General features: G+C 60.2%; 29 protein-coding genes, 1 tRNA gene and 1 pseudogene. 16 read left to right on the top strand and 15 right to left on the bottom strand.

Annotated elements, in window-relative coordinates:
- A complete protein-coding gene (locus A6U86_RS32725) occupies window positions 1-1476 on the bottom strand; it encodes a M81 family metallopeptidase (protein ID WP_068400777.1) in 1476 nt (491 codons plus the stop codon).
- 11 nt (window positions 1477-1487) lie between these two features.
- Entirely contained in the window at window positions 1488-1973 is a 486-nt protein-coding gene (locus tag A6U86_RS32720) for a hypothetical protein (protein WP_068401173.1), read from the bottom strand.
- Between the two features lie 281 nt (window positions 1974-2254).
- Here A6U86_RS32720 and A6U86_RS32715 point away from each other — a divergent pair, with 281 nt between their 5' ends.
- Entirely contained in the window at window positions 2255-3118 is an 864-nt protein-coding gene (locus A6U86_RS32715) for a MurR/RpiR family transcriptional regulator (RefSeq protein ID WP_068400776.1), read from the top strand.
- Between the two features lie 75 nt (window positions 3119-3193).
- Window positions 3194-3970, top strand: coding sequence for an SDR family oxidoreductase (locus tag A6U86_RS32710; protein WP_068400773.1), 777 nt, complete (start codon window positions 3194-3196; stop codon window positions 3968-3970).
- 237 nt (window positions 3971-4207) lie between these two features.
- Here A6U86_RS32710 and A6U86_RS32705 read toward each other — a convergent pair whose 3' ends face one another.
- Window positions 4208-4390 carry a hypothetical protein gene (locus tag A6U86_RS32705; RefSeq protein ID WP_068400770.1) on the bottom strand — a complete coding sequence of 61 codons (183 nt, stop codon included), beginning with the start codon at window positions 4388-4390 and terminating at the stop codon, window positions 4208-4210.
- Between the two features lie 370 nt (window positions 4391-4760).
- On the opposite strand from A6U86_RS32705, the gene A6U86_RS32700 reads away from it, so the two are divergent.
- Complete coding sequence (locus A6U86_RS32700; protein ID WP_068400768.1) at window positions 4761-5027, top strand: DUF982 domain-containing protein; 267 nt, start codon at window positions 4761-4763, stop codon at window positions 5025-5027.
- Window positions 5028-5056: 29 nt separating this feature from the next.
- Here A6U86_RS32700 and A6U86_RS35760 read toward each other — a convergent pair whose 3' ends face one another.
- The 3 genes from A6U86_RS35760 to A6U86_RS32690 all read right to left on the bottom strand — a co-directional run bounded on the left by A6U86_RS35760 (window position 5057) and on the right by A6U86_RS32690 (window position 7140).
- Window positions 5057-5194 carry a hypothetical protein gene (locus A6U86_RS35760; RefSeq protein WP_198929123.1) on the bottom strand — a complete coding sequence of 46 codons (138 nt, stop codon included), beginning with the start codon at window positions 5192-5194 and terminating at the stop codon, window positions 5057-5059.
- Window positions 5195-5539: 345 nt separating this feature from the next.
- Window positions 5540-5626 (bottom strand) — tRNA-Leu (locus A6U86_RS32695).
- A 92-nt stretch (window positions 5627-5718) separates the two neighbouring features.
- Window positions 5719-7140 (bottom strand): phosphomannomutase, encoded by a 1422-nt coding sequence (locus A6U86_RS32690; RefSeq protein ID WP_198929126.1) that lies wholly within the window; start codon window positions 7138-7140, stop codon window positions 5719-5721.
- Window positions 7141-7330: 190 nt separating this feature from the next.
- On the opposite strand from A6U86_RS32690, the gene A6U86_RS32685 reads away from it, so the two are divergent.
- The gene (locus tag A6U86_RS32685; protein WP_068401167.1) at window positions 7331-7762 is read left to right on the top strand and encodes a BA14K family protein; all 432 of its coding nucleotides are present in this window, start codon (window positions 7331-7333) and stop codon (window positions 7760-7762) included.
- An 18-nt stretch (window positions 7763-7780) separates the two neighbouring features.
- Here the strand turns inward: A6U86_RS32685 and A6U86_RS32680 are convergent, their stop codons facing one another.
- Window positions 7781-8074, bottom strand: coding sequence for a SelT/SelW/SelH family protein (locus A6U86_RS32680; protein WP_034514177.1), 294 nt, complete (start codon window positions 8072-8074; stop codon window positions 7781-7783).
- A 173-nt stretch (window positions 8075-8247) separates the two neighbouring features.
- Here A6U86_RS32680 and A6U86_RS32675 point away from each other — a divergent pair, with 173 nt between their 5' ends.
- A complete protein-coding gene (locus A6U86_RS32675) occupies window positions 8248-8982 on the top strand; it encodes a type 1 glutamine amidotransferase (protein WP_068400762.1) in 735 nt (244 codons plus the stop codon).
- A 71-nt stretch (window positions 8983-9053) separates the two neighbouring features.
- Window positions 9054-9509: a GFA family protein gene (locus A6U86_RS32670; RefSeq protein WP_068400759.1), complete on the top strand. Its 456-nt coding sequence runs from the start codon at window positions 9054-9056 to the stop codon at window positions 9507-9509.
- 24 nt (window positions 9510-9533) lie between these two features.
- On the opposite strand, the pseudogene A6U86_RS35070 reads toward A6U86_RS32670, so the two are convergent.
- From A6U86_RS35070 to A6U86_RS32660, 3 genes and pseudogenes are all read right to left on the bottom strand, one after another.
- Window positions 9534-9692 (bottom strand): annotated as a pseudogene (locus tag A6U86_RS35070) (type II toxin-antitoxin system CcdA family antitoxin); the annotation flags it as partial.
- An 8-nt stretch (window positions 9693-9700) separates the two neighbouring features.
- Window positions 9701-11533, bottom strand: a complete 1833-nt coding sequence (gene lepA / locus A6U86_RS32665; RefSeq protein ID WP_068400756.1) for a translation elongation factor 4 — start codon at window positions 11531-11533, stop codon at window positions 9701-9703.
- 107 nt (window positions 11534-11640) lie between these two features.
- Window positions 11641-11931 (bottom strand): hypothetical protein, encoded by a 291-nt coding sequence (locus A6U86_RS32660; protein WP_068400753.1) that lies wholly within the window; start codon window positions 11929-11931, stop codon window positions 11641-11643.
- Window positions 11932-12165: 234 nt separating this feature from the next.
- Between A6U86_RS32660 and A6U86_RS32655 the strand changes: the two genes are divergently transcribed.
- Complete coding sequence (locus A6U86_RS32655) at window positions 12166-12735, top strand: helix-turn-helix transcriptional regulator (protein WP_068400751.1); 570 nt, start codon at window positions 12166-12168, stop codon at window positions 12733-12735.
- 21 nt (window positions 12736-12756) lie between these two features.
- Window positions 12757-13332: a GNAT family N-acetyltransferase gene (locus tag A6U86_RS32650; protein ID WP_068400748.1), complete on the top strand. Its 576-nt coding sequence runs from the start codon at window positions 12757-12759 to the stop codon at window positions 13330-13332.
- On the opposite strand, the gene A6U86_RS32645 is transcribed toward A6U86_RS32650, so the two are convergent.
- Window positions 13288-13893: an HAD-IA family hydrolase gene (locus tag A6U86_RS32645; RefSeq protein ID WP_068400745.1), complete on the bottom strand. Its 606-nt coding sequence runs from the start codon at window positions 13891-13893 to the stop codon at window positions 13288-13290. The genes A6U86_RS32650 and A6U86_RS32645 overlap by 45 nt on opposite strands.
- Window positions 13894-14043: 150 nt before the next feature.
- On the opposite strand from A6U86_RS32645, the gene A6U86_RS32640 reads away from it, so the two are divergent.
- Both A6U86_RS32640 and A6U86_RS32635 read left to right on the top strand, forming a co-directional pair.
- The gene (locus A6U86_RS32640; protein WP_068401164.1) at window positions 14044-15069 is read left to right on the top strand and encodes a histone deacetylase family protein; all 1026 of its coding nucleotides are present in this window, start codon (window positions 14044-14046) and stop codon (window positions 15067-15069) included.
- 97 nt (window positions 15070-15166) lie between these two features.
- On the top strand, window positions 15167-16081 hold the full coding sequence (locus tag A6U86_RS32635) for a DMT family transporter (protein WP_068401161.1): 915 nt from the start codon (window positions 15167-15169) through the stop codon (window positions 16079-16081).
- Between the two features lie 100 nt (window positions 16082-16181).
- Here A6U86_RS32635 and A6U86_RS32630 read toward each other — a convergent pair whose 3' ends face one another.
- Window positions 16182-16940, bottom strand: coding sequence for a CDP-diacylglycerol diphosphatase (locus A6U86_RS32630; protein WP_068400743.1), 759 nt, complete (start codon window positions 16938-16940; stop codon window positions 16182-16184).
- Between the two features lie 224 nt (window positions 16941-17164).
- Window positions 17165-17632, bottom strand: a complete 468-nt coding sequence (locus A6U86_RS32625) for a group III truncated hemoglobin (RefSeq protein WP_068400741.1) — start codon at window positions 17630-17632, stop codon at window positions 17165-17167.
- A gap of 264 nt (window positions 17633-17896) precedes the next feature.
- Here A6U86_RS32625 and mbfA point away from each other — a divergent pair, with 264 nt between their 5' ends.
- Window positions 17897-18880 (top strand): iron exporter MbfA, encoded by a 984-nt coding sequence (gene mbfA, locus A6U86_RS32620; RefSeq protein ID WP_068400740.1) that lies wholly within the window; start codon window positions 17897-17899, stop codon window positions 18878-18880.
- An 86-nt stretch (window positions 18881-18966) separates the two neighbouring features.
- Here the strand turns inward: mbfA and A6U86_RS32615 are convergent, their stop codons facing one another.
- A complete protein-coding gene (locus tag A6U86_RS32615; protein ID WP_068401158.1) occupies window positions 18967-19566 on the bottom strand; it encodes a transglutaminase-like cysteine peptidase in 600 nt (199 codons plus the stop codon).
- 236 nt (window positions 19567-19802) lie between these two features.
- Window positions 19803-20615, bottom strand: a complete 813-nt coding sequence (locus A6U86_RS32610) for a carboxylesterase (RefSeq protein ID WP_068400737.1) — start codon at window positions 20613-20615, stop codon at window positions 19803-19805.
- A 278-nt stretch (window positions 20616-20893) separates the two neighbouring features.
- Between A6U86_RS32610 and infC the strand changes: the two genes are divergently transcribed.
- The 5 genes from infC (at window position 20894) to pheS (ending at window position 24493) form a co-directional block, all read left to right on the top strand.
- Entirely contained in the window at window positions 20894-21430 is a 537-nt protein-coding gene (gene infC / locus A6U86_RS32605; protein WP_174070236.1) for a translation initiation factor IF-3, read from the top strand.
- Window positions 21431-21751: 321 nt separating this feature from the next.
- On the top strand, window positions 21752-21955 hold the full coding sequence (rpmI, locus tag A6U86_RS32600; protein WP_003544621.1) for a 50S ribosomal protein L35: 204 nt from the start codon (window positions 21752-21754) through the stop codon (window positions 21953-21955).
- Window positions 21956-21992: 37 nt separating this feature from the next.
- Window positions 21993-22397 carry a 50S ribosomal protein L20 gene (gene rplT / locus A6U86_RS32595; protein ID WP_068400732.1) on the top strand — a complete coding sequence of 135 codons (405 nt, stop codon included), beginning with the start codon at window positions 21993-21995 and terminating at the stop codon, window positions 22395-22397.
- Window positions 22398-22614: 217 nt separating this feature from the next.
- Window positions 22615-23373, top strand: a complete 759-nt coding sequence (locus A6U86_RS32590) for a serine/threonine protein phosphatase (RefSeq protein WP_141683865.1) — start codon at window positions 22615-22617, stop codon at window positions 23371-23373.
- A 37-nt stretch (window positions 23374-23410) separates the two neighbouring features.
- A complete protein-coding gene (gene pheS / locus A6U86_RS32585; RefSeq protein ID WP_068400725.1) occupies window positions 23411-24493 on the top strand; it encodes a phenylalanine--tRNA ligase subunit alpha in 1083 nt (360 codons plus the stop codon).
- Window positions 24494-24501: the final 8 nt, after the last annotated feature.

The following is a 24501-nucleotide window of genomic DNA, read 5'->3' as shown; positions in this document are numbered from 1 at the left end:
TCAGGCGCCTTTGCGTTCTGTCGCATGCGGATCGGCCACCATGGGCCAGATGTCTTTCGGTGCGCGGCGATAGGGGGTGCGGGCTGGATTGTTCGGATAGGGCGTCCCGGCCGAGCAATAAAGGATTTCCGAGGCGATCTTGGAGAAGGATGCGTAGAAGTGATTGGTCGATTTGATGACCAGGATCTTCTTCTGTGTCGGATCGATGCCCATGACGGAGAATAGGCTCGGGTCGAAGCTCTGCGCGCGCGTCGAATTCAGGATGATGTCGATACCCTTGTACCGGATATAGGCGGCATCGCCGAAGGGGGCGTAGCTCTCGCCGAAACGCATCTCGGCATTGGCGACCAGACGGATGATCTTGACGTGGCCGTCGATGGGATTGCCGGTACCCGGCGCCGATTTGGCACCGAAGCGCAGCGGGATTTCAGCGCCTTCGCCGGCGGCCATGCATATCTGCACCGCCATCGGATCCCAGATCGTGCCGATCGCCGTATCTGTGGCGCCACGGTCGAGCAGTTCCTGCAGGATAACGGTGGCGTCTCCCGAAGTGCCGCCGCCCGGATTGTCCCAGAGATCGGCGATGACGATCGGACCCGATGTGGCAGCCATGGCCTGGCTGACAGCCTCTTTCTCGTCGATCTGCGGCATGATGAACGTGCCGCGCTTGGAGAAGAGTTCCAGGCCGAGATCGCGGGCGATTGCAGAACCCTTATCCGGCTTATTATCGGTTACCACAAGCAGCTTGGTGCCCATCTCGGGAACGTCGCCGGCCATGAAGCCATGGATGACGGAGATCGACAGGATATCCGGGTCGGCCTGTTCCATCGCCATGATCTTGTCGACGAAGGAGCGCATCGGGTCGCGCGAGGTCGGGAAAACGTCGATCATGCGGCAATCGAATACCGACATGACAGGCTTTACGCGGCCTTCCAGCGTATCGACGGCGATGCGCCAGAGATCCTCGGCGCGGTCAACGAAATCCGTGTGCGGGAATTCCTTGAAGTAGACGAAGAATTCAGCCGCCGAGAGGCGCTTCTTCGTCAGATGGCTGTGCGGGTCAAGCTCGGCGCAGACCAGAATGTCCGGCCCGACGATCTCGCGTACGCGCGTGAGGAAATCGCCCTCGGTATCTTCATAACCGTCCGCAACCATGGCCCCATGCAGGCCGAGCACCACGGCATCGACCGGCATGGCCGCGCGCAGCTGGTCGAGGATTTCGTCGCGCAGGTCCTCATAGGTCCGGCGATTGACCAGACCGGCCGGATCGGCCCAGGTGGCCGTGCCTTCGATCAGCTCCCAGCCCTTTTGCGCCGCGACGCGCCGGCCGACGGTGATCGGAGCGGAGCAGAGTGTCGGCGTTTCCGGATGCGTGCCCGGAGGCGCATAGAGAGACGCTTCGAAAGCGCGCCGGTCGATGCAGATGGGGGAGAAGGTGTTCGTCTCGGTCGCGAAAGCCGCGGTGAATATGCGCAATGCTGTCGCCTCTATTCCATAGGGTTCGGCAGGTAACCGGTGAAGCCGCTGATCTTCCAGCGCCCCTCATGCAGGCGGCAATAATAAAGTGTCTGCCATTTCATCACGTCGATACTGCCATCTGACTTCGTCAGGCTGCCATCGAATTTCTTGCGCACCAGCGCCATGTCATCCTCGATCTCGATATCCTCGAGTGTCGTGGTGGTGAAAATCGCGGTGCGCGTGTCCTCGGCAAAGGACTGTGTGGCGAAATCGCGCGCCTGGCGCAGCCATTCGTCGCGGTAGGCGGCAAGACTCGGAAAGGCGAGGCGCCATTTGTCGGGGCTGACCTCACGACGGCCGTCAATGCCGATAAAGCCCTCTTCGACGAAATCGCCTGCTACCATGGACCAGTCGGCCGCCAGAAATGCGTCGATGTCGCGAGGGACGAGCATTTCCCAAATCGCGTGTCTGGGAGCGTCGCTGGCAGGAAAGGGATTCTTGAATGGATCACGCATTGTATCCGCCGTCATTTAAATTCTTTTCATAATTCTCGATTTTCACTGGCTAAATTCTGCTTTCTATGGTCATTTGTCAACGCATCAAGAAAATAATTTGCAGGAATCATATGATGTTCGTCACTCATTATGGTTCCCGTCAGATGGACGCGAACGGCGAGCCGCGCTCCCTCGCACACTCGTAGGTAGGCATCGATAGCGAGTTGCGGGATTGCGATGGCTTGTGTCGCTTGCCAGGTGTCGGACGTTTAGAACCCAGCGACAAATCAAAGGGGGAGCTGATGGATATCTTCACGACCATGCAGGACGAAAGAGGGCGGCTTTCACAATCGGAAGTCCGCATTGCCGACATCGTCCTCAACGATTTCGAATTCGCCGTCAACGCTTCCATCATCGAGCTGGCCGGCAAGGCGGATGTCTCGCCGCCGACCGTTACGCGCTTCTGCCGCCGCCTCGGCTGCGAAAGCTTCTCGGATTTCAAGGTGCAGCTGGCACGCACCGCCTATGTCGGCATGCGCTACCTCAAGCCCGAGCCGAAGAGCATAGCGCCGGCCGATGTCGCCCAGGACATTATTACCAAGGCGCAGAATGCGCTATTCCTGCTGCATCGCGGTCTGGACGTTGGAGCCATCGAACGGGCGGCTGATCGGCTGGCCGGCGCCGAGATGATCTACGCCTTCGGCTCCGGTGGCAATTCCTCGATGATTGCCAGCGAAATCCAGAATCGCCTGTTCCGGTTCGGCCTGCGCATCACCGCGAGCTCCGATCACAGCATGCAGTTGATGATGGCCGCAGCCGCCAAGCCCGGGGATGTGCTGATCGGTTCATCCTTTTCCGGCCGTAACGCCGAGCTGGTGCGCGCCTTCACGCTGGCGCGCGAAGCCAAGGTGCCGACCATCGCCCTCACGCAGAGCGACAGTCCGGTGGCTCATGTCGCCGATACCACCGTGCCGATCGATCTGCCGGAAGGCGACAATATCTATAGGCCGACGTCGACGCGCATCGCATATCTTGCCGTGGTCGACATTCTCGCCAGCCTCGTCGCCTACCGCTTGCGCCCGCAGGCCACGGTGATCTTGCGCCGTATCAAACAGCAACTCGTCACCCATCGCGACGGCGACGACCGCCAGCTTCTCGGGGACTAGAGCAATTTCAGCAAAAATGCGCAGCGGTTTTCGTCCGGAATTGCGCAGGGAACAACGATAGCTAGAGGAAAACATATGAGTAAATCGGTTGCCATCGTCACCGGGGCCGCAGGCGATATCGGCCGCGCCATCGCAAAGCGTCTGGCGGATGACCATGATGTCATCCTGCTCGTCGATATCGACGAGGCGGCCGCGCAAAAGGCGGCGCAGGATCTGGGGCCTGCAGACCGCTTCGTCGCGATCAAGGCTGACATAACCAACGAAGCCGATACCGCCGAAATGGCAAAGGCCGCGTCGAGCCTGGGCACGGTCCGGACGCTGGTCAACAATGCGGGCGCCGCCCGTGCGGTCAGCCTTCATGATACGACGCCGGAAATCTGGCGCGCCGACAATGCGCTTAATCTGGAGGCGGCGTTCCTGTGCTTCCGCGCGGTCGAGGACATGCTGAAGGCGTCGAAGGGGTCGCTGATCAATATCGCCTCCGTCAACGGTCTGGCCGTCTTCGGTCATCCGGCCTATAGCGCCGCCAAGGCCGGGCTCCTGCATTTCACCCGGCTGGTGGCCGTCGAATATGGCAAGTTCGGCATTCGCGCCAACGCGGTCGCGCCGGGCACGGTGCGCACGCAAGCCTGGGAAGTGCGCGCCGCCGCGAACCCGAATGTCTTCGAGGAAGCAAAGCGCTGGTATGCGCTGCGCCGTGTCGTCGATCCCGTCGATGTCGCCAACGCCGTGTCTTTCCTTGCAAGCCCGCTTGCCGGCGCCATCACCGGTGTCTGCCTGCCGGTCGATTGCGGCCTGACGGCGGGGCAGGCCGAACTTGCCCATACCTTCTCGCAGTCCGATCATTACTAGAGCGCGCCGCCAGGAGGGAGCATGGATGCATCCGGCTTCCGCTCATCCTGAGAGCAGCTGGTCTCCGGAGGGAGGAAAGCATGGTCGCCTTCCCCTGATGCCGAAGCTCCAGCTCACGCTATTACGGTCTCATACCAGAGACTGCCGAAGGGATATTCGGCGGTCTTTTCTATGCCTGGATTGAAGGCTGGAAGCGAAAATGGGCAAGGCCAAACTGCATCGGTTCTGACGCGGAACCTATCCGGCTCGCGCGGCGCTCAGATCGGTTGGGAATACCCCAACCCAGGCCAGAACAGCCATGGCGGTGATGACCAGCAGATACCACATGCTCAGATAATCTCCGACCAATCTCCTGTTCAGCGCGGCAAAGAGCAGGGCGACGCTGAAGGCAAGCCAGAGGAGGTTGCAGATATGGTCCATCTTATCGTTCCCTTGTTTTATGTGCCTCCTCCCTGCGTCAAACGTTAACCAGATGACAGGACGAGAGGTAGCGCCCTAGCGGGATGGAGGGTTGCGCAAAATGGGAAACGAACAACGGACAACCAGGAAAGTGCGAGCATATGGCGATCGCGCTTGAGCGCGCCATATTCGGCCAACCCCGCGAAGATCCTAAGAAAATCTTAACGAGACGCTCTCGACCCAGGAACCTCCGTGGCCTCGCCACGTTATCCAGCTATCTGAGGTGAGGAGTTGGACCCATGGACTATTATACGACGATGGCGGCATTTGCCGGGACTGGATCTTTTCTCATCGCGGCGCTGATGGCGCTATACGGTTAGGGAGGATAGCTATGGAATATGGTGATTGGAACAATCCCGTCATAGTCGACCTCAACGGGATCGGCCATTACGCGATCATCACGAACGCGCTCGATGCCGCCAACTGCATGAGCGAGGAGTGGCCGGTGGAAGGCGGGTCGGCTGTCAATGAAGCCGTGCTGGTGTGCCTCGATGCTCTTCTGGGCAAGGTTTCCGCCGAGGAGTCGCGGGACGCATTCCTTGAAGCGGCGCGAGAGGCCGGGCTTTACGTCAAGCCGGACTCCGAGCGCTTTCATTAGGCGCATTCTGCCCCGGGCAGGCAAAACACTCAGTTTGGATAGATCATCCAGAAAATCACACCCACGATGACGATGAACGCAAGGATGGAACCCACCATCCTGCCCAGTCCCTCGTTGACGTTGCCGTTGCCAACGATCAGATCGTACCAGTCGCGCTTGTGACTCATCAAAAATCCCCCAAAGGTTTCCTCTATTAGGTCGCCGTCTTTTCGACAGTCAACGATTTAAAGATGGCCTTGGGATTTCGTCCGTCAACCTGGCGGACGTGGGAGGCTGGCAACCACCAAAGAGTCGCGGCGCAAGCGCATCGGGTGTCAGGAAACGGGCATCAGAACAGAGGATTTTGCCGGGTGTCGCGAAGGATCCGCTTGCTGCTTCGCCGAATGGGAATTCTCGCCGTTTCCGCCAATTCCAAGACAAGTCCCATCGTACACATCCGGTGAACCGAATGTGTTCCAAAGGAACTCGTTAGTCTTGAAATTATTGAGAAATCTGAGTTTCTCAAAATGGAATGGTGCCCAGAAGAGGACTCGAACCTCCACACCCTTTCGGGTACCAGCACCTGAAGCTGGCGCGTCTACCAATTCCGCCATCTGGGCGACGGTCAGGCATGTAAGGGGGTGGCCGTCCGGTGTCAACAGGGTTTTTGAAGTTTTCGTGTCAATCGTGAAAAAAGCCGTTAAAGCCCGGGTCAGATCCGGGCGTTGGCCCATGCACGCATCAGGCCAAGCCCCTGTTCCAGCAAGGCCTTTGCCTCGCTTTCGCTGCCTGCTTCCACATAGCAGCGCATTTCCGGCGCATTGCCGGAAGGACGGAAATGAATGATTCGGCCATCCGCAAGCGTAACCCGCAGCCCGTCTATGTCGCTCTTGGATGCCACACCGGCGATGGGGGCAAGGAAACCCGCAAGATTGGCGTCAGAGGCACGCAAAGAGGCCATCAGTGCTGCGCTCGTTTCAACTGGAAAGTTCTCCAGGCGGTCGGCGGCGGCAAACGGCAGGCGATAGCTGCCGGCAACGGCCGACAGCGGCTTTTTCGCCTGCGCGGCCGCATAGAGCGTCGCAAGGATCGGCAGGAAGCTGTCGCGGGTCGGCAGCGCATCGAAGGGCCTGCCCTCGACGGTGAAACGGCTGGCCGTAAGCGTGCCGCCATTGGCCTCGAAGCCCATGACGTTGGCCTTGCCGGCGGCAATCGCTTCATCCATGCCGGCGATCACATAGGGCGAGCCGACGCGGGTGCGGGTGACGGCGTAGGAGCCGGCTGCTTCGATGCCCGAATTGGAAGTCACCGGGGTCACCACCACGTCCGCGCCGAGGAAGTTCGCAGCGATGAGGCCGAGCAGATCGCCACGCAGCGGCTCGCCTGTCTCGTCTGCAACGAGCGGCCGGTCGCCATCGCCGTCAGCCGAGACGATGGCATCCAGCCCGTGCTCCGGTGCCCAGGCTTTCATGAGGCTGATGGTTTCTGTGGAGACCGCTTCGGTGTCGACCGGAATGAAGCTCTCGGAACGGCCGAGCGGCACCACACGGGCGCCGTAATGGGCGAGCACCTGGTCGAAGAGGTCGCGCGCGACGGTGCTGTGCTGGTAGACGCCGATGGTCAGTCCGGCGAGGCTGCCGGCGGGGAGCAGGGCCTTGTTGCGCTCCAGAAACAGCGCTTCGGTCTGCGCCGTGCGATTTTCGGCGTTTCCAGGTGTTTCGTCGAGAAGCGTGTCGATGATCGCGGTTGCCTCCGCGCTGATCGCCATTTCGTCCTGCTTGTCGATCTCGCCATCCGGCCGGTAGAATTTGATGCCGTTGCGATCGGCCGGAATATGCGAGCCGGTGATCATCAGCGAGGCGGTTTTCAGCTGCAGCCCGTAAAGCGCCAGCGCCGGCGTCGGCAGCGTGCCGCAATCGATCGGGGTCAGGCCAGCCCGCTTCAGCGCGCCGATGCAGGTGGCCGAGATGGCGGGGCTGGATTCGCGGAAATCCCGGCCGACGAGAATGAGATCGCCGCGCTTGGCGTGGCCGCTCTTCAGCAGATGGTTGGCGAAGGCTGTGGCATAGAGGGCAGATGCTCGTCCCACGAGGTCTACGGACAGGCCGCGAAGGCCGCTGGTACCAAATTTCAAGCTGCTCACAGACAATCTCCTTGGAACGATAGCGCTTTTATGGAGCAAGCGGTCCGAGGGATCAACTCATCGTGGGTCTAGGCTTTCCCGTCGCGGTAGCACTGGTTTTACCACCGCCAGCGCCCCAAATAGAGTGGTGAAGCGCTGCGGCGGCGATATCGGTTTGCCGCGCTCGGTACAGGAGTTTGTCATGGCTGTTTTGGACAGAATCGCGCTTGGCTGCGCTTTGGGCTTTGCCCTGCTGGCGCAGACGGGGCTGGCCGTCGCGGCATCGAACCCTCCGAGGATGGGCATTCCGCCGAGTACCACGAATTCCGTCATCTGTGATTCCCGTGGCTGCTTCGGCTTCGGACAGAGACAGTTTTACACCCGGCCCGGCCAGCCGCTTCCAATCACGCCGCCCTATACGGGAGGGGTGAAACGCTATGACGCCCCGCGCGTCCAGATGCCTCCGCGCGAAACCTTTACGCCGCCGCCGCGGGCCATCTACCCGTCGCCGGCGCAACGGCTCAGGCAGCATCAGACATGGTGCGCCGAGCGCTACCGCACCTATAATCCCGGCACCAACAGCTACACGACGATCAACCGTGGCAATCAGGCTTGCCGTTCGCCCTTCGATTGATCTTTAGGCGGTAGGAGCTTAGCTTTCCAGCGACGCCCGGTCCGTATGGCCGAGGTCGCGCTCGGGATCGATGACATCGCGCACCCGCTGCTTCAGCTCCTTGGGGCCGGGGAAGCCGCCATCGCGCTTGCGCTCCCATAGAAGCTCGCCATCGATGCGGATTTCGAAGACGCCGCCGGTGCCGGGGATCAGCGCCACTTCGCCCAAGCTGTCGGTAAAGGTCTGCAACAGTTCCTGCGCCATCCAGCCGGAGCGCAGCAGCCAGTTGCATTGCGTGCAATAGAGAATGGTGATCCGCGGCTTGTCGCTCATCGTCCTGATCCTTCGCTGTTTGCTGACATCTAGGCATAGCTTTTGGCTGCTGCAAGCCAAAGCAATTCCAGGAAAAGCGCAAACTGGTTTGGAAAGCTTGACCGCTCTGGCTCTTGCCTGACTGGCTGCCTCGTGTTCATCTCAGCCGATAACACGGTTTGGGAATCACCGGCATGCGCGTCGCTATCATCGAGAACATGAAGAACACCCCGCTCGGCGCCCTCGGCATCGCGCTGGAAGAAGCCGGAGCAAGGATCGAATGGTTCCGTGCCTGGGATGGCGAGGCGCTTCCCAAGGACACGTCAGCCTATGATGCGCTTGTCGTGCTCGGCGGCGAACAGAATGCCCGCGCCGATGAAACCCATCCCTACCTGCCGGAACTGGCGGGCTTGATGCGCCGTTTCGAGGGCGAGGACAAGTCCGTGCTCGGCATCTGCCTCGGCAGCCAGATCCTTGCGCGAGCCTACGAGGCGGACAATCTGATCGGAACCGCCCATGAATTCGGCTGGAAGACGGTCGGTCTCACCGAAGAGGGCAAGGCGGACCCGCTGCTGACCGGCGTCGGCGACCAGTTCACCATCTTCGAATGGCATGGCGACACGTTCACGCTGCCGGCCGGTGCCGTGCGCCTGGCCACCAACGGCGTCACGCCGAACCAGGCTTTCCGTATCGGCCGCGCCACCTACGGCACGCAGTTCCATTTCGAGGCCAATGCCGCCGTGGTCGAGCGCTGGCGCGGCGAATTCAAGGAAACCATCGAGCGCAAGGAGCCGGGCTGGCTGGAGAACTATCCGGAGCTTGTCGCCAAGCACGCGGCAGCGGCGGAGACTGCGGGGCTCGCCATAGCGCGCGCTTGGGTTCAGACCATCGGTGCGCGGCGGGCGCTTCCTCAGGCTGCAGAAGCTTGAGAAGCTGATTTGGCGGAAAGTGAGCGCGGGCATCGGCGCCAATATCATCGAAGACGGGAGGAGACAAAATCATGACGACGCTGGAATTACCTTGCGAAGGCGGCTGCCGTTGCGGGCAGGTGCGGCTGAAGATCAGCGCCAAGCCCTTGCTGACCATGGCCTGCCATTGCACCGGCTGTCAGAACATGACGGGCAGCGCCTATTCGCTGAGCGTGGCGATCCCCTCGGACGGTTTCGAGGTAACGCAGGGCGAGCCTGTGATCGGCGGCCTGCATGGCGACACCATCCATCACTATTTCTGCCCGCATTGCATGAGCTGGATGTTCACAAAGCTCGACGGCGTCGACTGGTTCGTCAACATGCGCGCCACCATGCTCGACGACGCCAGATGGTTCACGCCCTTCATCGAGACCTGGACGAGCGAAAAGCTGCCCTGGGTGACGACGCCGGCCAAGCACAGCTATGCCGCGCTGCCGCCGATGGAAGAATATGAGGGTTTGATCGGGGAGTATATGGTTCAGGCCTAAATCTGCGGCGGGAAAACCCAGCTGTCAGAATTGCCGGTATTGCGCAAAAGGCAGCCCGTACTTTTCGATATAGGCATTTGCTTCGGCAAGGGCAGCCGCATTTTCAATTAGCCACAGGCGCTCGCGCTCAATCTTGCTCGCGCGAGCTGCCTTGTCTTCTATAGGGCGTGAGGTATCGCTCTTCGAGCCGCTCACTCATCCCCCATCTTCAGCGCAGCGATAAACGCTTCCTGCGGGATTTCGACCTTGCCGAACTGCCGCATGCGCTTCTTGCCTTCCTTCTGCTTGTCGAGCAGCTTGCGCTTGCGGGTGGCGTCGCCGCCGTAGCACTTGGCGGTCACGTCCTTGCGCAGCGCCTTCACCGTTTCGCGGGCGATGATGCGCCCGCCGATGGCGGCCTGGATCGGGATCTGGAACATGTGCTGCGGGATCAGGTCCTTCAGCTTTTCGCACATGACGCGGCCGCGCTTTTCAGCGGCGGAGCGGTGCACGAGCATCGAGAGCGCATCCACCGGCTCGGCATTGACGAGGATCGACATCTTGACGAGATCGCTCTCGCGATAGTCGGTCAGGCTGTAGTCGAAGGAAGCATAGCCCTTGGAAATCGACTTCAGGCGGTCATAGAAATCGAAGACGACTTCGTTGAGCGGCAGGTCGTAGGTGATCATGGCGCGGTTGCCGACATAGGTCAGCTCGGTCTGGATGCCGCGGCGGTCCTGACAGAGCTTCAGGATCGAGCCGAGATAATCGTCAGGCGTCAGGATCGTCGCCTTGATCCATGGTTCGCGGAATTCGGAAATCTTGACGACGTCGGGCATGTCGGCCGGGTTGTGCAGCTCGATCTCGGTGCCGTCGGTCATGGTCAGCTGATAGACGACGGATGGAGCCGTCGCGATCAGGTCGAGATTGAATTCGCGTTCCAGGCGCTCCTGGATGATTTCCAGATGCAGCAGGCCGAGGAAGCCGCAGCGGAAGCCGAAGCCGAGGGCGGCAGACGATTCCATCTCGAAGGAGAAGCTGGCGTCGTTGAGGCGCAGCTTGCCCATGGCCGAGCGCAGGTCTTCGAATTCGGCCGCGTCGACCGGGAACAGGCCGCAGAACACCACAGGCTGGGCCGGCTTAAAGCCGGGCAGGGCGGAGGCCGTCGGGCGCTTGTCTTCGGTAATGGTATCGCCGACGCGCGTGTCGGCCACTTCCTTGATCGAGGCGGTGATGAAGCCGATCTCGCCGGGGCCGAGGCTTTCGACGGTCAGCATCTTCGGCGTGAGCACGCCGACGCGCTCGACCTGGTATTTTACGTCGGTGCCCATCATGCGGATGGTCTGGCCCTTGGTCATGACACCGTCGATGATGCGCACGAGAACCATGACGCCGAGATAGGTATCGTACCAGCTGTCGACCAGCAGCGCCTTCAAGGGCGCCTTTTCGCCACCCGGGCTCTTCGGCGCGGGCAGCTTGTTGACGATGGCCTCCAGAACGTCCGGGATGCCGAGACCGGTCTTGGCGGAGATCAGCACTGCCTCGGAGGCATCGATGCCGATGACTTCTTCGATCTGGGCCTTGATGCGGTCCGGTTCGGCCGCCGGCAGGTCGATCTTGTTGAGGACGGTGACGAGCTCGTGATTGTTGTCGATCGCCTGATAGACGTTGGCGAGCGTCTGCGCTTCCACGCCCTGGGAGGCGTCGACAACAAGCAGCGATCCCTCGCAGGCCGACAGCGAGCGCGAGACTTCATAGGCGAAGTCGACGTGGCCGGGCGTGTCGATCAGGTTGAGGATATAGGTCTCGCCATTGTTGGCCTTGTAGTGCAGGCGCACCGTCTGGGCCTTGATGGTGATGCCGCGCTCGCGCTCGATCTCCATATTGTCGAGCACCTGCTCCGACATCTCGCGTTCGGCAAGACCGCCCGTCGTCTGGATCAGACGATCGGCCAGTGTCGATTTGCCGTGGTCGATGTGGGCCACGATCGAGAAGTTGCGGATATGCGAAAGCGGAGTGGTGGAATTAGTGCTCATGCGCGCCATATAGCAGCGCCGCCCCGCGCCGCAAAGCGGAAAAGCGGGGTTTTGCTGAGGTTATCTATAGGTCGGCTCGTACCTGCCGAACCTCTGTTGACTATAGGTGTTATCCGTCAGCGGCCCTTTAGGAATCTAAACTTCGCCGTGAGATCGCCTGTCGCTATCAATCCGTTAATATCGCTCTGATTAATGCGGCCGCTGGCAACGCCATCCGCCAGCCGGTCGCAGAGCACGCTCGGAAGACGTTCCTTCGTCACGCCGATATATGCGGTGGCTTGCTCTTTGAACCTGGCATTCGACATTTCGACCCGCTTCACGCAGCCCGCAATTGTGGCTTGGCGGTTGTTGTTGACGTCGTCCTGAATAGTTGTGCAGCCGGCCAACCCGATCAGGATTGCAAGCAAAGTTCCGTGCGATAGTTTCATTTAGGCCCCCAAGTTGGTTGGACCGTAAATGGGGCAGAAGCCTTGCGTCAAGCTTGAGTTGTGCGGGGAGTGTCACCTAGTGACAAAGTAGCAATATCTTGCAGGGGTGTGACGGCGCTCAGGAAATTCGTCTGTACATGCCTCCGATCTTGATTCCATCATCTGATCGTGTAATTCTCTTATAGTAGAATTTGCGATGGATGGTGGTATCAAATGTCGGACGATGATCTGGAACTGGCGATTGGGGTGCGCATCAAGCAGCTGCGCATCGATCGCGGCCTGACGCTGGATGAGCTGGCGAATGCCTCCGCCGTCAGCCGCGCCATGATCTCGCGCATCGAGCGGGCCGAGGCGAGCCCGACGGCCTCCCTGCTGTCGCGCCTCTGCGCCGCGCTCGGCCTGTCGCTCTCCGCCTTCTTTGCCGAGGAAGACAGGGACGTATCGCCCTTGGCCCGGCGCGATCAGCAAGCGATCTGGCGCGATCCGGAGACCGGTTATGTCAGACGCGCTGTTTCCCCGCCGGGAACGGGCTCGAAGGTCGATCTCGTCGAAGTCGTCTTTCCGGCCGGCGCGCGCGTCATCTTCCCGCCGAACACCGCAAGTCTCGGCATGACCCAGCATGTCTGGCTGTTCGAGGGCGAGATGGAGGTGACACACCGCGATGTCACCCACCGCCTGATTTCAGGCGATTGCCTTTTCATGGGCGTTGGCGACGGCCATGCCTTCCACAATCCCGGCGAGGGATCGGCGCGCTATTGCGTCATCCTCGATCGCGGCCGCTGATAATCATCAAGGACCTTTTCCATGCCTGACATTCGCCTCTTATCCGCCGCTGACGCCCGTGCCGTCCTTACTGATCTCTGCGAAGTGCTCGCCGATTGTGTCAATGGCGGCGCCTCGATCGGCTTCATGCAGCCCTATGGATTGGCTGACGCTTTGCCTTATTGGCAGGCTGTCGCCGATAGCGTCGAGAGCGGGGCGACCTTGCTGCTCGTTGCTGAGATCGAAGGCAAGGTGGTCGGCACCGTGCAGGTCGGCGCCGCGCAGATGCCGAACCAGCCGCATCGCGGCGATCTGAAAAAACTGCTGGTGCATCGCTCCGCCCGCGGCAAGGGTCTCGCCCGCCTGCTGATGGAGGCGGCGGAGCGAGAAGCATCCCGCATCGGCAAGAGCTTGCTGGTGCTCGATACGGCGACCGGCAGCGAAGCCGAGGCAATCTATCCGCGTCTCGGCTGGCAACGCGCCGGCGTCATCCCGGATTATGCGATGTGGCCGGAGGGTGGGCTCTGCGACACGACCTTGTTTTATAAGCGCATCGCTGCGTTAGAGGGTGGCTCAAACGGAAAAGGCGGCGATGGCGTCTCTAAGCTTGGTGCCTGACGTCCATTGTATCGCCTTCCAGCCGAATTGCCGCGCCGCTTCGATATTGGCTTCGACATCGTCGATGAAGCCGATCTCGGTAGCGGCGATGCCGACGCGCTCGGTCGCTAACTGGAAGAATTCCACGGCTGGCTTCTGGTGGCCGAGAGCGGCGGAATAGAAAATGCCGTCGAAACGCGCGGAAAGCCCGAGCTCATCCATCAGATAGGCGGCGCGCAGATGCTCCTGGTTGGTGGCGAGGAACAGTTGCGTCCCCTTTGCCCGCAGTTCGGCAAGGTCGTCCAGCAGCGCATGGTCGAGGCGGGAATCGTTTTCAAACCAGTAGTCGATCAGCGTTCTGGCGCTAAGGTGGGGAGCGATTGTGCCGAGAACCTCCGTTAGCTTCGGCTCCAGCGCCTCGCGGCCGGTGACGATATCGCGCCAGCAGGTTTTGAAGAATGCCTCCTGGAGCAGGTCCAGCCGCAGCCCGAGATCGCGCTCCAGATAGGTGAACAGCGGCAAGCCGTCACTCGGCCGGCCATGGACCAACACGCCGTCGACATCGACCATCAGGATTTTCATGCTGGCTGCCCTCGGTTCGTTAAATACGCCGGGAAGGTGCAGTCGTTTGCGGTTGTATTCAAGGCCGCATCTCACCCTTTTTTCTTGGTCTGGATGCATGTAAGCCTTTGCGTCGATAACCTGATTTAGCCTGTCATGGAGGAGACGACGATGCGGGTCATTTACTCGGAGGACCATAAGCTCAGGGACGCCAAGACCGAGCTGCATGACGGCCAGCTCGTCACGCCCTTCGAAGCACCTTTCCGCGCCGAATGGATCCTCGCCGCCGTCAAAGAGGCAGGCTTTTCCGATGTCGTTGCCCCTGAAGCCCATGGGCTGGAGACGGCGCGCAAGGTGCATGATCCGGCCTATCTCGATTTTCTGGGCGTGGTCTGGGAGCGCTGGGTCGCGGCCGGCTATACAGGCGAGGCGATCTCCAATTCCTTTCCGGTGCGCCGCACCAGCCAGCGCGTGCCGGAAAATATCGTCGGCATGATCGGCCATTATGCCAATGCCGCGGATACCTCGATCACCAAGGGGTCGTATGAGGCAGCAATCGCCTCGATGCGCTGCGCTTTGACGGGTGCCGATTGGCTCCAGGCCGGCAATCGTTTCGCCTTCGCGCTCTGCCGCCCGCCCGGCCATCACGCCGGCATCGATCTCTTCGGCGGCTATTGCTTCATCAACAATGCCGGCGTCGCAGCGCAGCGTCTGCGCGATCATGGCGCGGCAAAGGTGGCGGTGCTCGATGTCGATTTCCATCACGGCAATGGCACGCAGGACATATTCTACAAGCGCGGCGACGTCTTCACCGCCTCGCTGCATGGCGACCCGATCCACGCCTTTCCCTATTTCCTCGGACACGCCGACGAAGAGGGCGAGGGCGACGGGCTCGGCACGAACCGCAATTATCCGATGTCGCGCGGCACGCCCTGGGAGGTCTGGTCGGCGGCGCTGGACGACGCGCTTTCCCGCATCAGGGCCTTCGGAGCAGAGGCGATCGTGCTCTCGCTCGGCGTCGATACGTTCGAGCGCGATCCGATCTCCTTCTTCAAACTGGCGTCGGAGGATTTCATCCGCATGGGCGAGCGCGTGGCAGCTGCCGGCCTGCCGGTTCTCGTCTGCATGGAGGGCGGCTATGGCGTGCCGGAGATCGGCTTGAATGTTGCCAATGTGCTGAAGGGCCTCGAAGCCTGAGAGGCTCTTGCATCAAAGCGTCTGATCGCAGGATGAAAAGTTTGAATTTGCCAGTGCCGGGCATGGTCTTTAAAAACCACGCCCTATGGGAGAGCTCATGAATCAGAAGATCATCGAGAGTGGCACGGATGGCGGCGCGGCGCTGATGCCGCATCCGGAGGTGGCGCCGTCTTCCGGCGGCATCGCCGCCGGCGTGTTCATGTGCGTCCTGTCGATGTCGTCAATCCAGTTCGGCTCGGCATTGTCGTCTCCGATCATCAATGCCTATGGGCCGGCCGGCGCCACATGGCTGCGGCTGGTCTTTGCCTCGGCAGCGCTGGCGATCATCGTTCGGCCGAAGATCCTGAGCTACAGCCGCTCGCAATGGCTCGGCGTGCTGGCGCTCGGCACCGTATCGGCGCTGATGACGACGTCCTTCTTTTCGGCGATTGCCCGCATTCCCCTGGGGCTCGCCGTCGCCATCGAATTTCTAGGGCCTCTGCTGGTCGCAACCCTCGGTTTTGGGCTGAGCCGCCAGCTTCTTTGGCCGATCTTTGCTGCCATCGGTGTCCTGCTCTTGGCCTATGACGGCGAGGAATGGGTGGGCAATCTGCCGGGTATCCTCTTTGCCATCGGTGCTGGCGCGGGTTGGGCCTGCTATATCCTACTGACGAAGAGGGTCGGCAACGCCTTTCAGGGTCTCGAAGGGCTTTCCATGTCGTTGCTGGTTGCGGCCGCCGTCTCGACACCCTTCGGCTTTGTCTCCGCCGCCCCGCATCTGACGGGTTTTGGCCTTCTCGAAATAGCCGGCCTGGCGCTGCTCGTTCCGCTGCTTCCTTACGTGCTGGAAATGGTGGCGCTGCGGCGTATGCCGACCTCATCCTTCGGCATTCTCATGAGCCTGGAGCCCGCCATCGGCGCTTTTGCCGGCTTTATCATCCTGTCACAGCCGATGACGCCGTCGCAGATGTTCGGCACCGCACTTGTGGTGGCTGCGAGTATCGGGGCAACCATTTTCGCCACGAAAGGCTGATTGGCGGCGGGTTGGTCTGCCGTCGCGTCAGTGGGTTTTGCGCTTATGGGGTGTGCGCGCATCCCCCTCCACGAATTCACGCCCAACTGATCACCCGCCCTTAGCGCGCCGCATTTTCCAATGCACACTTGGGGTCGATCATATCTTCCGCGGAGCCGCGGACTTTGTTTGCGCCCATTATTCTCGCCAGAATATAGAAACCGTGCTGCCCGTCCGGCGTTGTGGTGCCGAAGACGCCAACAACAACGTTTTCCATGTTCGAGCGGGCTCCCTCGACACCATCCGCGACAAGCTTCAGCGGGTTCAAATTCGAGAGGTCATCGGTCGTCTCGATTGTTGCCCACCAACCGGCCTTGGTCCTCAATTTTGTGAACCGACCGTTTCTGATATCCGCCGCATGGGTCTTCAAGAGGGTGCGAAAGCGCGGTGTCTCGCATCCCATGTGGATGTGAAGCCGATCTTGCGTGCGCCAGTTGGCGGCGTTTATCGCCAGTGCGAAATTCCGCGAGGGGTCCTTCCAGGCGTCCAATCCCAGCCCGTCGGATCGCTCTTTCCATGCGTCATCGAAATAGTTCGGTGCGTCCGCGGCCAGAAGACGAGGATCTTCGATGCCGGGCACATCGGCGAGCGGAGCAAGAATGGTCCGCTCCTTGTCGGTCGGCTCGCGAAGAACGACGTAGGAAGACAATCGGTCCTTTGCCCGGACTATTTTAAGGCACGGATACGGCGATCCCGTGAGGGTAGAGTTGACCTCGCAGGCCTTGACGACCAGCCCCAGTGCTGAGCGGCTGGCAAAGGAGCTCATGATGACGACGGCGATACCAAGGGAAATGGAGAGAACGATAAGCCGATGCTTCATGCGCGATTTCGATTTCCTGCTGAAGAGCCAATCATTCCCGAAGACCTGTCTCTGATGAACACCTTACCTATCGGCACACTGATATTTCCAGAAATCCTGTCTGGCAAAACAGAAAATGTTGAAGCTGCAACGCCGTCAATGGACCGCTTATAGCGCAAAGTTGCCCTAAAGATGTCACCTTGACCAGCGGCACCATCGAGCCGTCTGTTTGCTTATGCCAGGCTTTAGGCGGTCTTGCCCGCCGGGTCATCCAGCGCAGGACTATAGAAGAGCGAGAGCGTCAGGCTCCTGGCGATGCGCTCTGCCGTTGCCATGAACCAGTCCTTCGCCTGCTGCGAGGGCGCGATATCATCAAGCGTCTGCGAAAATAGCGCCAGCCACTCAGGAAAGAGATCGGCGGCAATACCCTCGACGCCGAGATGTGCCTGCACGGGCTTGCCACCATAGGCGCCGTTCTTAAAGGCAACCGACGACCAGAAGCGTTTCATCTTTTCCATATGATCGGGCCAGCGCCCGGCAAGGCGGCCATCGAATACCGGTCCGAGACGCGGATGCGCCTGGATGCGCCCATAAAACGTGTCGACCAGCCTGTCGATGAAAGCGGCATCGATCCCCATGCGTGCCATCTCAGCCTCGGCCTTTTCACGAATGCCGGCGAGATGGGCGGCCCGGCCCTGGATGTCGTTTTCCATATCAAGCTCCCGCCGGCGGCGTCCGGCACGCTATCATGACCGGTCTTCGTTCCCGCCTATCTATGCAATTTCACGGCATATCCAAGACGTCATGCAGGCGTTGCGGCAATCTGTCAAAGTCGCATCGCGAACTTTCCGTTCCCTTGCTCTCCGTCATGTACGTTCCGAGGCTCGATTTCCAGTCGCGATATCGTCTAGGTGCTTGACCAGGATGATGACTCACTTTAGAATTAGAATAATTCTAAAGATAAGAGGCTATCCCCCATGCTGCTGGGTTTCTTCCGTTCGCCGAAACGCTCCTTCACCTCCTTGTCCGAGCAGGAGATTCTTGCCGTCGCCATCGCCGCGGAAGAAGACGATTCGCGTATCTATCTCGCCTATGCCGATAGTCTACGCGCCAATTATCCCGAGTCCGCCAAAGTCTTCGAAGATATGGCCGAGGTCGAGGATACCCATCGCAAGACGCTGATCGACATGCATCGCCGACGGTTCGGCGAACGCATTCCGCTGATCCGGCGCGAACATGTCAGCGGCTTCTATGAGCGCAAGCCAGACTGGCTGCGCAAGAACCTGTCTCTCGAAGCTATGCGCGATGAAGCCGAGGCGATGGAGCAGCAGGCCTATAATTTCTATGTCGAGGCAGCCAAGCAGGTTTCCGATGCCTCGACGCGGCAGCTTCTCGGCGACCTGGCGCTGGCCGAGCAGGGGCATGAAGATGTCGCCCGGATGCTTGGAGACAAACACACGCCGGAGACAGTCAAGCACGAGGAGGACGCAAAGGCGCATCGCCAGTTCGTGTTGACCTACGTGCAGCCGGGTCTAGCCGGCCTGATGGATGGCTCGGTCTCGACGCTTGCACCGATCTTCGCGGCTGCCTTTGCCACGCAGCAAACCTGGCAGACCTTCCTCGTCGGCCTCTCGGCTTCGGTCGGTGCTGGTATATCGATGGGTTTCACCGAAGCAGCGCATGACGATGGCAAGATTTCCGGACGCGGCTCGCCGATCAAGCGTGGTCTTGCCTGCGGGATCATGACCGCGCTTGGCGGCCTCGGCCACGCGCTGCCCTATCTCATTCCGCAGTTCTGGACCGCAACGATCATCGCCGCCATCGTCGTCTTCTTCGAGCTCTGGGCCATCGCCTTCATCCAGAACAAATATATGGAAACGCCGTTCCTGCGCGCGGCCTTCCAGGTCGTGGTCGGCGGCTCCCTGGTGCTGGCGGCGGGTATATTGATTGGCAATGCCTGAGGCGGCACGCCGCTCTCACCTGAACCAGTATAACAAAAAGGCCGGCTCCTTCGCCGGCCTTTTGCATCCATTCAAGTGTCCAGTGCCTATTTCACCGAGCCGACCAGAACGTCGTTGCCGTTCTCGATGGTCACCCAGCGGCCGGCGTTAAAGCTCGCCTGGCGCTTCAGGTAGGAGTAGGGGGTCTTGGACCAGAGCTTGATCTCGTCCTCGAGGTTGTCGAGAACATAGTCGCCCTGCTTGGTGCGCAGCGTCAGCACGGCATGGCCCTCGCCATCGGGCTTGCGCACGACCGTCATCAGCAGATTGGAAGCGGAAATGCCGCTCTGCATCAGCATCCTGCGCTTCAGCAGCGCAAAATCCTCGCAGTCGCCGGCGGTTTTTGGATATTCCCAGTATTCTTCCTGGCCGTAGACTTCCATGTCCGTTGCCGGCCGGATCGTCTTGTTGACGCGCAGGTTGATCTGGTTGACCAGCGCCCAGGCGGCGGCATTCATGTCGACGGGACCGATATTGCGGGTCGGGCCGCATTCGTCGGTGTGTCGCTGGCAGAAATCATAGTGCCCGATGGGCTGGGAAGTAACGCTCCCGACCGTCATCGACGCTGTCTGTTGGGACGCCGGCATTGCCGACGACGACATCGCAATTATAGCAGCGAAAGCAACCAAAAGGCCCTTAATACGCACGCCCACTATTCCTTGTATCGTCCCTACATTTATTAACAAATTGTTAATGTAGGGGGGCGTGCGAAGTCAATCGTTACTTAAGTGTTAACGGCGGAACCGCCCCCTATGGTTAATTTCGGCACAATCAAAGGGCTAGTTGCCATAGTCTTGTGCCTCCTGCGGTAAGGGAAACGCAGGCGGACGCTGCGCGGCCAAGAGGCCGCTCGGCGAGCGCTTTCCGTTGTATCTGTTTGTTTTTACGCGAGATTATGCAGCGCCAGCGTTTCTGCGACACTCAGCATGCGCTCAAGATCCTGCGGTCGCGACAGGCGATGATCGCCATCGCGCACAAGTGTTAACACCACGTCGTCGGCGGGCAGGTGCTCGACCAGCTTTAACGAATGGGCAAAGGGCACGTCGGCATCTTCCATGCCCTGCAGGATGTGCACCGGGCAACCGGTTTCGATGATGCCGGTGAGCACGCGATTGGCGCGGCCATCCTCGATGAGGGCGCGGGTGAAGATGTTTGGCTCGGCACTGTATTCCGAAGGCTCTTCGAAATAGCCCCGCTCCTGCAGCGACCGCTGCTCCGCATCCGAAAGATTGGGCTCGATGAGATCGACGGTGAAATCTGGCGCCGGCGCGATGAGCACGAGACCCGCAATGGCGGGCGCCTTCTTGCGCTTGCGCAATTCCTGGATGGTCCTGAGCGCGATCCAGCCGCCCATCGATGAGCCGACGAGAACGATCCGTTTGGGTTTGGTGTGGTCGATGACGGCAAGCGCCTCTTCCAGCCAGCGCGAGATCGTGCCCTCGGTAAACTCGCCGCCGGATTGGCCGTGGCCGGAATAGTCGAAGCGGATGCAGCCAAGGCCAAGCCGTTCGGCAAGCGCGTCGAGCTCCACCGCCTTGGTGCCGCTCATGTCGGATCGATAGCCGGATAGCCATACGAAGCTGACATTCTTTGCGCCCTTGCCGGCGGCACGTTCGCTGATGGCAATCTGGCGCTGGCTTTCGCCTTTGCCGACGGACAGGAAGGTCGGCGGGGTGGCCGTGGCTGCTTCGGACATCGAGAAACTCCGGGATTTTTTGCCTTATAGAACAGATTCGCGCGCGCATGACCCGAAAAATCCGCGGCCGCTGCCAGGGGTTTTGGCGTTATTTGGCAGCGATACTGTGTCCTTCGCGCATCTCGCGCGGCCGCGACACTATATTGACACGCGGGAGGTGATTTTTTCCTGATGTCATGCTATTGACTTCAACACAGCTTTTACGACATTTCCGTCAGTTGCGCCGACGGGAGCGATAGGCTGCATCTAATCCGAAACAATTCGTGGAGAATACGACCATTCGCAGACCCTTTAAAACCGATGCGCCCGTAAAGGACGGGCCACGTTCCAACAGGGAAATCCGCATTCCCAAAGTACAGCTTATCGGAGCTGACGGCGCGAATCTGGGCATCGTCGCGACGGACCAGGCCTTGAGAATGGCAGAGGAGGCCGGTCTCGATCTGGTTGAGATTTCCCCCAATGCTGAACCGCCTGTATGCAAGATTCTCGATCTCGGCAAGCTGAAGTATTCCAACCAGAAGAAAGCGGCCGAAGCGCGCAAGAAGCAGAAGATCGTCGAAGTCAAAGAAATCAAGATGCGTCCGAATATCGACACCCATGACTATGAGGTGAAGATGAAGGCGATCGGTCGTTTCTTCGAGGAAGGCGACAAGGTGAAGGTCACCTTGAAGTTCCGTGGTCGCGAAATGGCCCACCAGGAACTCGGCATGAAGCTTCTTCAGCAGGTCAAGGAAGACACGCTCGAGATCGCCAAGGTGGAAGCCGAGCCCAAGCTCGAAGGCCGCCAGATGATGATGGTGCTTGCGCCGAAGTGAGGCGCAGGTTGCAGCAATAGAGGCCGGAGCCGTCCCTTGGGCGGCTTTTTCCTTTTAAGCCGCCGGGTTGACGCTGTCATCGATCTGCAAAGATTCACGCGTCCGGCCCGTTGCACTCTGAGGCAACTGCGGTTATAAGCGCGCGTCCGAACTGACCGGCAGGGCATGCCGTGGCGGTTCAGAATGCTGGCGGGACGGTTCGTCGCCGTATCCGCCGTTCAACAACAAACGCTCCGGCACCTTGTCGCAGCCCGGCCCAGCCGGATCTGTGGGAAGGGCTTTTTAGCAAAGCGCGCCAGGAAGCATCGAAGGAGTAGCAAAATGCCCAAGATGAAGACGAAGTCCTCAGCCAAGAAGCGGTTCAAGATCACCGCGACCGGCAAGGTCAAGGCCGCCGCTGCTGGCAAGCGCCACGGCATGATCAAGCGTAGCAACAAGTTCATTCGCGACGCCCGCGGCACCATGGTTCTCGCAGAACCGGATGGCCGTAAGGTAATCAAGAACTACTTGCCGAACGGTCTCTAAGACTATTCGTAACGCTATAGACTAAGGAGATCATGAAATGGCACGCGTAAAAAGAGGCGTTACCGCCCACGCCAAGCATAAGAAGGTTCTGAAGCAGGCTCGTGGCTTCTACGGCCGCCGCAAGAACACCATCCGGACCGCCAAGGCTGCTGTCGATCGTTCCAAGCAGTACGCTTATCGCGACCGCAAGGTTAACAAGCGCAATTTCCGCGCTCTCTGGATCCAGCGTATCAACGCTGCTGTCCGCGAACACGGCCTGACCTACGGCCGCTTCATCGACGGCCTGACCAAGGCTGGCATCGAAGTCGACCGCAAGGTTCTCTCCGACATGGCAATCCATGAGACGGAAGCTTTCGGTGCGCTCGTTGCAGCATCGAAGAAGGCTCTCGAGTACCTCAAGGAAGCCGGCACGACGAACGAGTTCGAAGCTGCCGTCGGCTAAAAGCCGCCTTTAAGACAAATTTTTGTCATATTTGTGAAGCCCGCGCTTGTGTAACCAGCGCGGGTTTTGTATTTTCTGGCATGCAAGCAGTCGTGACGATCACCTTGGGGACTTTCGGCACCGAGGGTGGGTGAAATTGTTGAATGGCCAGACTAAAGAATTAAACTCGATACCAGATCTTACCAGCAAGGATATCGAGGCTTTACTGACAGTGCTGGTGAGCGGGGCCAGACGCGTCGAGTGCGTCACACTGTCCTCACGCCTTGTGTGGATCAAGCGATACGGTACGGAGAAGCCGCGGGTCTGGCGCCACCTGCAGGCCATGCTGTCGCGCATCATCCCAATCGATTTTCTTCGCCCCTGTGCCTATCTGACGCCACAGGAGATGGCGGAGCGCGAGATCAGCCGCATAGGCATCTTCGCAGAACAGGGCATCGCCGTTCCGAAAGTTCTCTATGCCTCGAATGGCGCCCTCATGCTGGAGGATGCCGGCATCACGGTGCAGCGGCGTCTCGGCCAGCTGAAGGAGAGCGACCCCGTTGCCCATGACGATCTCATGGTTGCCTGCGCCGCCGAACTTGGCCGGCTTCACGCCGGAGGCCTTTGCCACGGCCGTCCCTATCCGCGTGACATGTTCTTTGCCGGCAAGCGGCTCGGTTTCATGGATTTCGAGGAAGATCCGCAAACCGTAATGCCGCTTGAGGTTGCTCAGGCGCGTGACATCTGGCTTCTGTTCCTCCAGATCGCCACCGGTGCCCGTCTCGGCGTGGAGACGCAGAACAGGGCCTATGAGGCCTGGTCCAGGGAGGCGCCGGCTGCCGCTCGTGCCGAGCTTCAGCGCATGATTCGCTTTCTTGGTGGTTTTTTGTTCCTTGCCCGGTTGATTGGCCGCGTGCACATGGGTAGTGATCTGCAACGCTTCATCGTTGCCACAAGCTTTCTGATGCATGCGTTCACCACTTATTCCGTGGACTGAGCGGCGCAATAGCCTACGGTCCGCAAGGCAGGACCAGATGACGGAACTCGTAACACTTGAAACCCAACTCATGGCCGACGTGGCCGCGGCAACCGACGAGCAATCGATCGAGGCCGTGAGGGTCGCCGCGCTCGGCAAGAAGGGCTCGGTTTCGGAACTGTTGAAGACACTGGGCTCGATGTCGCCGGAAGAGCGGCAGACACGCGGTGCCGCGATCAACGCGCTGAAGAATTCCATCACCGACGCGATCAACGAGCGCAAGGGCGCGCTGCGCGACGCGGCGATCGATGCGAAGCTGAAGGCGGAGACGGTCGACGTCAGCCTACCGGTCCGCTCCTCGCCTGCCGAGCGTGGCCGCATTCATCCGATCAGCCAGATCGTCGATGAGATCACCGCCATCTTCGGCGACATGGGCTTCTCGATCGCCGAGGGTCCTGACGTCGAGACCGACTATTATAACTTCACGGCGCTGAACTTCCCCGAGGGGCACCCGGCCCGCGAGATGCACGACACCTTCTTCTTCCAGCCGGACGAGAAGGGTGAGCGCAAGGTGCTGCGCACGCACACCTCGCCGGTGCAGATCCGCACCATGGAAGCGCAGAAGCCGCCGATCCGCATCATCATCCCCGGCAAGACCTACCGCCAGGATAGCGACGCCACGCATTCGCCGATGTTCCATCAGGTCGAAGGCCTCGTCATCGACAAGACGGCGAACGTCGCCAATATCCGCTGGGTGCTGGAAGAGTTCTGCAAGACCTTCTTCGAGGTCGACAATGTGACGATGCGCTTCCGCCCGTCGTTCTTCCCGTTCACGGAGCCCTCTTTCGAGGTCGATATCCAGTGCGACCGTTCCGGCCCGATCGTCAAGTTCGGCGAGGGCACCGACTGGATGGAGATCCTCGGCTGCGGCATGGTGCATCCCAACGTGCTGCGCCATGGCGGGCTCGATCCGGATGAATATCAGGGCTTTGCCTGGGGCATGGGCCTCGACCGCATCGCCATGCTGAAATACGGCATGCCCGACCTGCGTGACTTCTTCAACGCCGACGTCCGCTGGATGAACCATTACGGCTTCCGCCCGCTCGACATGCCGACTTTGTTCGGTGGCCTGAGCGCGTAAGCAAGGAT

It is taken from the genome of Rhizobium sp. AC27/96 (assembly GCF_001692325.1).
In the GTDB taxonomy this organism is placed as follows: domain Bacteria; phylum Pseudomonadota; class Alphaproteobacteria; order Rhizobiales; family Rhizobiaceae; genus Rhizobium.
Note: the sequence above shows the minus strand (reverse complement) of the source record. Positions and strands in the feature narration are given on the sequence as shown.

Excerpts from the sequence above, each read along its gene's own strand:
- A6U86_RS32720 (WP_068401173.1), bottom strand. The coding sequence starts at position 1,973 with ATGCGTGATCCATTCAAGAATCCCTTTCCTGCCAGCGACGCTCCCAGA.
- A6U86_RS32715 (WP_068400776.1), top strand. The coding sequence starts at position 2,255 with ATGGATATCTTCACGACCATGCAGGACGAAAGAGGGCGGCTTTCACAA.
- A6U86_RS32710 (WP_068400773.1), top strand. The coding sequence starts at position 3,194 with ATGAGTAAATCGGTTGCCATCGTCACCGGGGCCGCAGGCGATATCGGC.
- A6U86_RS32705 (WP_068400770.1), bottom strand. The coding sequence starts at position 4,390 with ATGGACCATATCTGCAACCTCCTCTGGCTTGCCTTCAGCGTCGCCCTG.
- A6U86_RS32700 (WP_068400768.1), top strand. The coding sequence starts at position 4,761 with ATGGAATATGGTGATTGGAACAATCCCGTCATAGTCGACCTCAACGGG.
- A6U86_RS35760 (WP_198929123.1), bottom strand. The coding sequence starts at position 5,194 with ATGAGTCACAAGCGCGACTGGTACGATCTGATCGTTGGCAACGGCAAC.
- A6U86_RS32685 (WP_068401167.1), top strand. The coding sequence starts at position 7,331 with ATGGCTGTTTTGGACAGAATCGCGCTTGGCTGCGCTTTGGGCTTTGCC.
- A6U86_RS32680 (WP_034514177.1), bottom strand. The coding sequence starts at position 8,074 with ATGAGCGACAAGCCGCGGATCACCATTCTCTATTGCACGCAATGCAAC.
- A6U86_RS32675 (WP_068400762.1), top strand. The coding sequence starts at position 8,248 with ATGCGCGTCGCTATCATCGAGAACATGAAGAACACCCCGCTCGGCGCC.
- A6U86_RS32670 (WP_068400759.1), top strand. The coding sequence starts at position 9,054 with ATGACGACGCTGGAATTACCTTGCGAAGGCGGCTGCCGTTGCGGGCAG.
- lepA (WP_068400756.1), bottom strand. The coding sequence starts at position 11,533 with ATGGCGCGCATGAGCACTAATTCCACCACTCCGCTTTCGCATATCCGC.
- A6U86_RS32655 (WP_068400751.1), top strand. The coding sequence starts at position 12,166 with ATGTCGGACGATGATCTGGAACTGGCGATTGGGGTGCGCATCAAGCAG.
- A6U86_RS32650 (WP_068400748.1), top strand. The coding sequence starts at position 12,757 with ATGCCTGACATTCGCCTCTTATCCGCCGCTGACGCCCGTGCCGTCCTT.
- A6U86_RS32645 (WP_068400745.1), bottom strand. The coding sequence starts at position 13,893 with ATGAAAATCCTGATGGTCGATGTCGACGGCGTGTTGGTCCATGGCCGG.
- A6U86_RS32640 (WP_068401164.1), top strand. The coding sequence starts at position 14,044 with ATGCGGGTCATTTACTCGGAGGACCATAAGCTCAGGGACGCCAAGACC.
- A6U86_RS32635 (WP_068401161.1), top strand. The coding sequence starts at position 15,167 with ATGAATCAGAAGATCATCGAGAGTGGCACGGATGGCGGCGCGGCGCTG.
- A6U86_RS32630 (WP_068400743.1), bottom strand. The coding sequence starts at position 16,940 with ATGAAGCATCGGCTTATCGTTCTCTCCATTTCCCTTGGTATCGCCGTC.
- A6U86_RS32625 (WP_068400741.1), bottom strand. The coding sequence starts at position 17,632 with ATGGAAAACGACATCCAGGGCCGGGCCGCCCATCTCGCCGGCATTCGT.
- mbfA (WP_068400740.1), top strand. The coding sequence starts at position 17,897 with ATGCTGCTGGGTTTCTTCCGTTCGCCGAAACGCTCCTTCACCTCCTTG.
- A6U86_RS32610 (WP_068400737.1), bottom strand. The coding sequence starts at position 20,615 with ATGTCCGAAGCAGCCACGGCCACCCCGCCGACCTTCCTGTCCGTCGGC.
- rpmI (WP_003544621.1), top strand. The coding sequence starts at position 21,752 with ATGCCCAAGATGAAGACGAAGTCCTCAGCCAAGAAGCGGTTCAAGATC.
- rplT (WP_068400732.1), top strand. The coding sequence starts at position 21,993 with ATGGCACGCGTAAAAAGAGGCGTTACCGCCCACGCCAAGCATAAGAAG.
- pheS (WP_068400725.1), top strand. The coding sequence starts at position 23,411 with ATGACGGAACTCGTAACACTTGAAACCCAACTCATGGCCGACGTGGCC.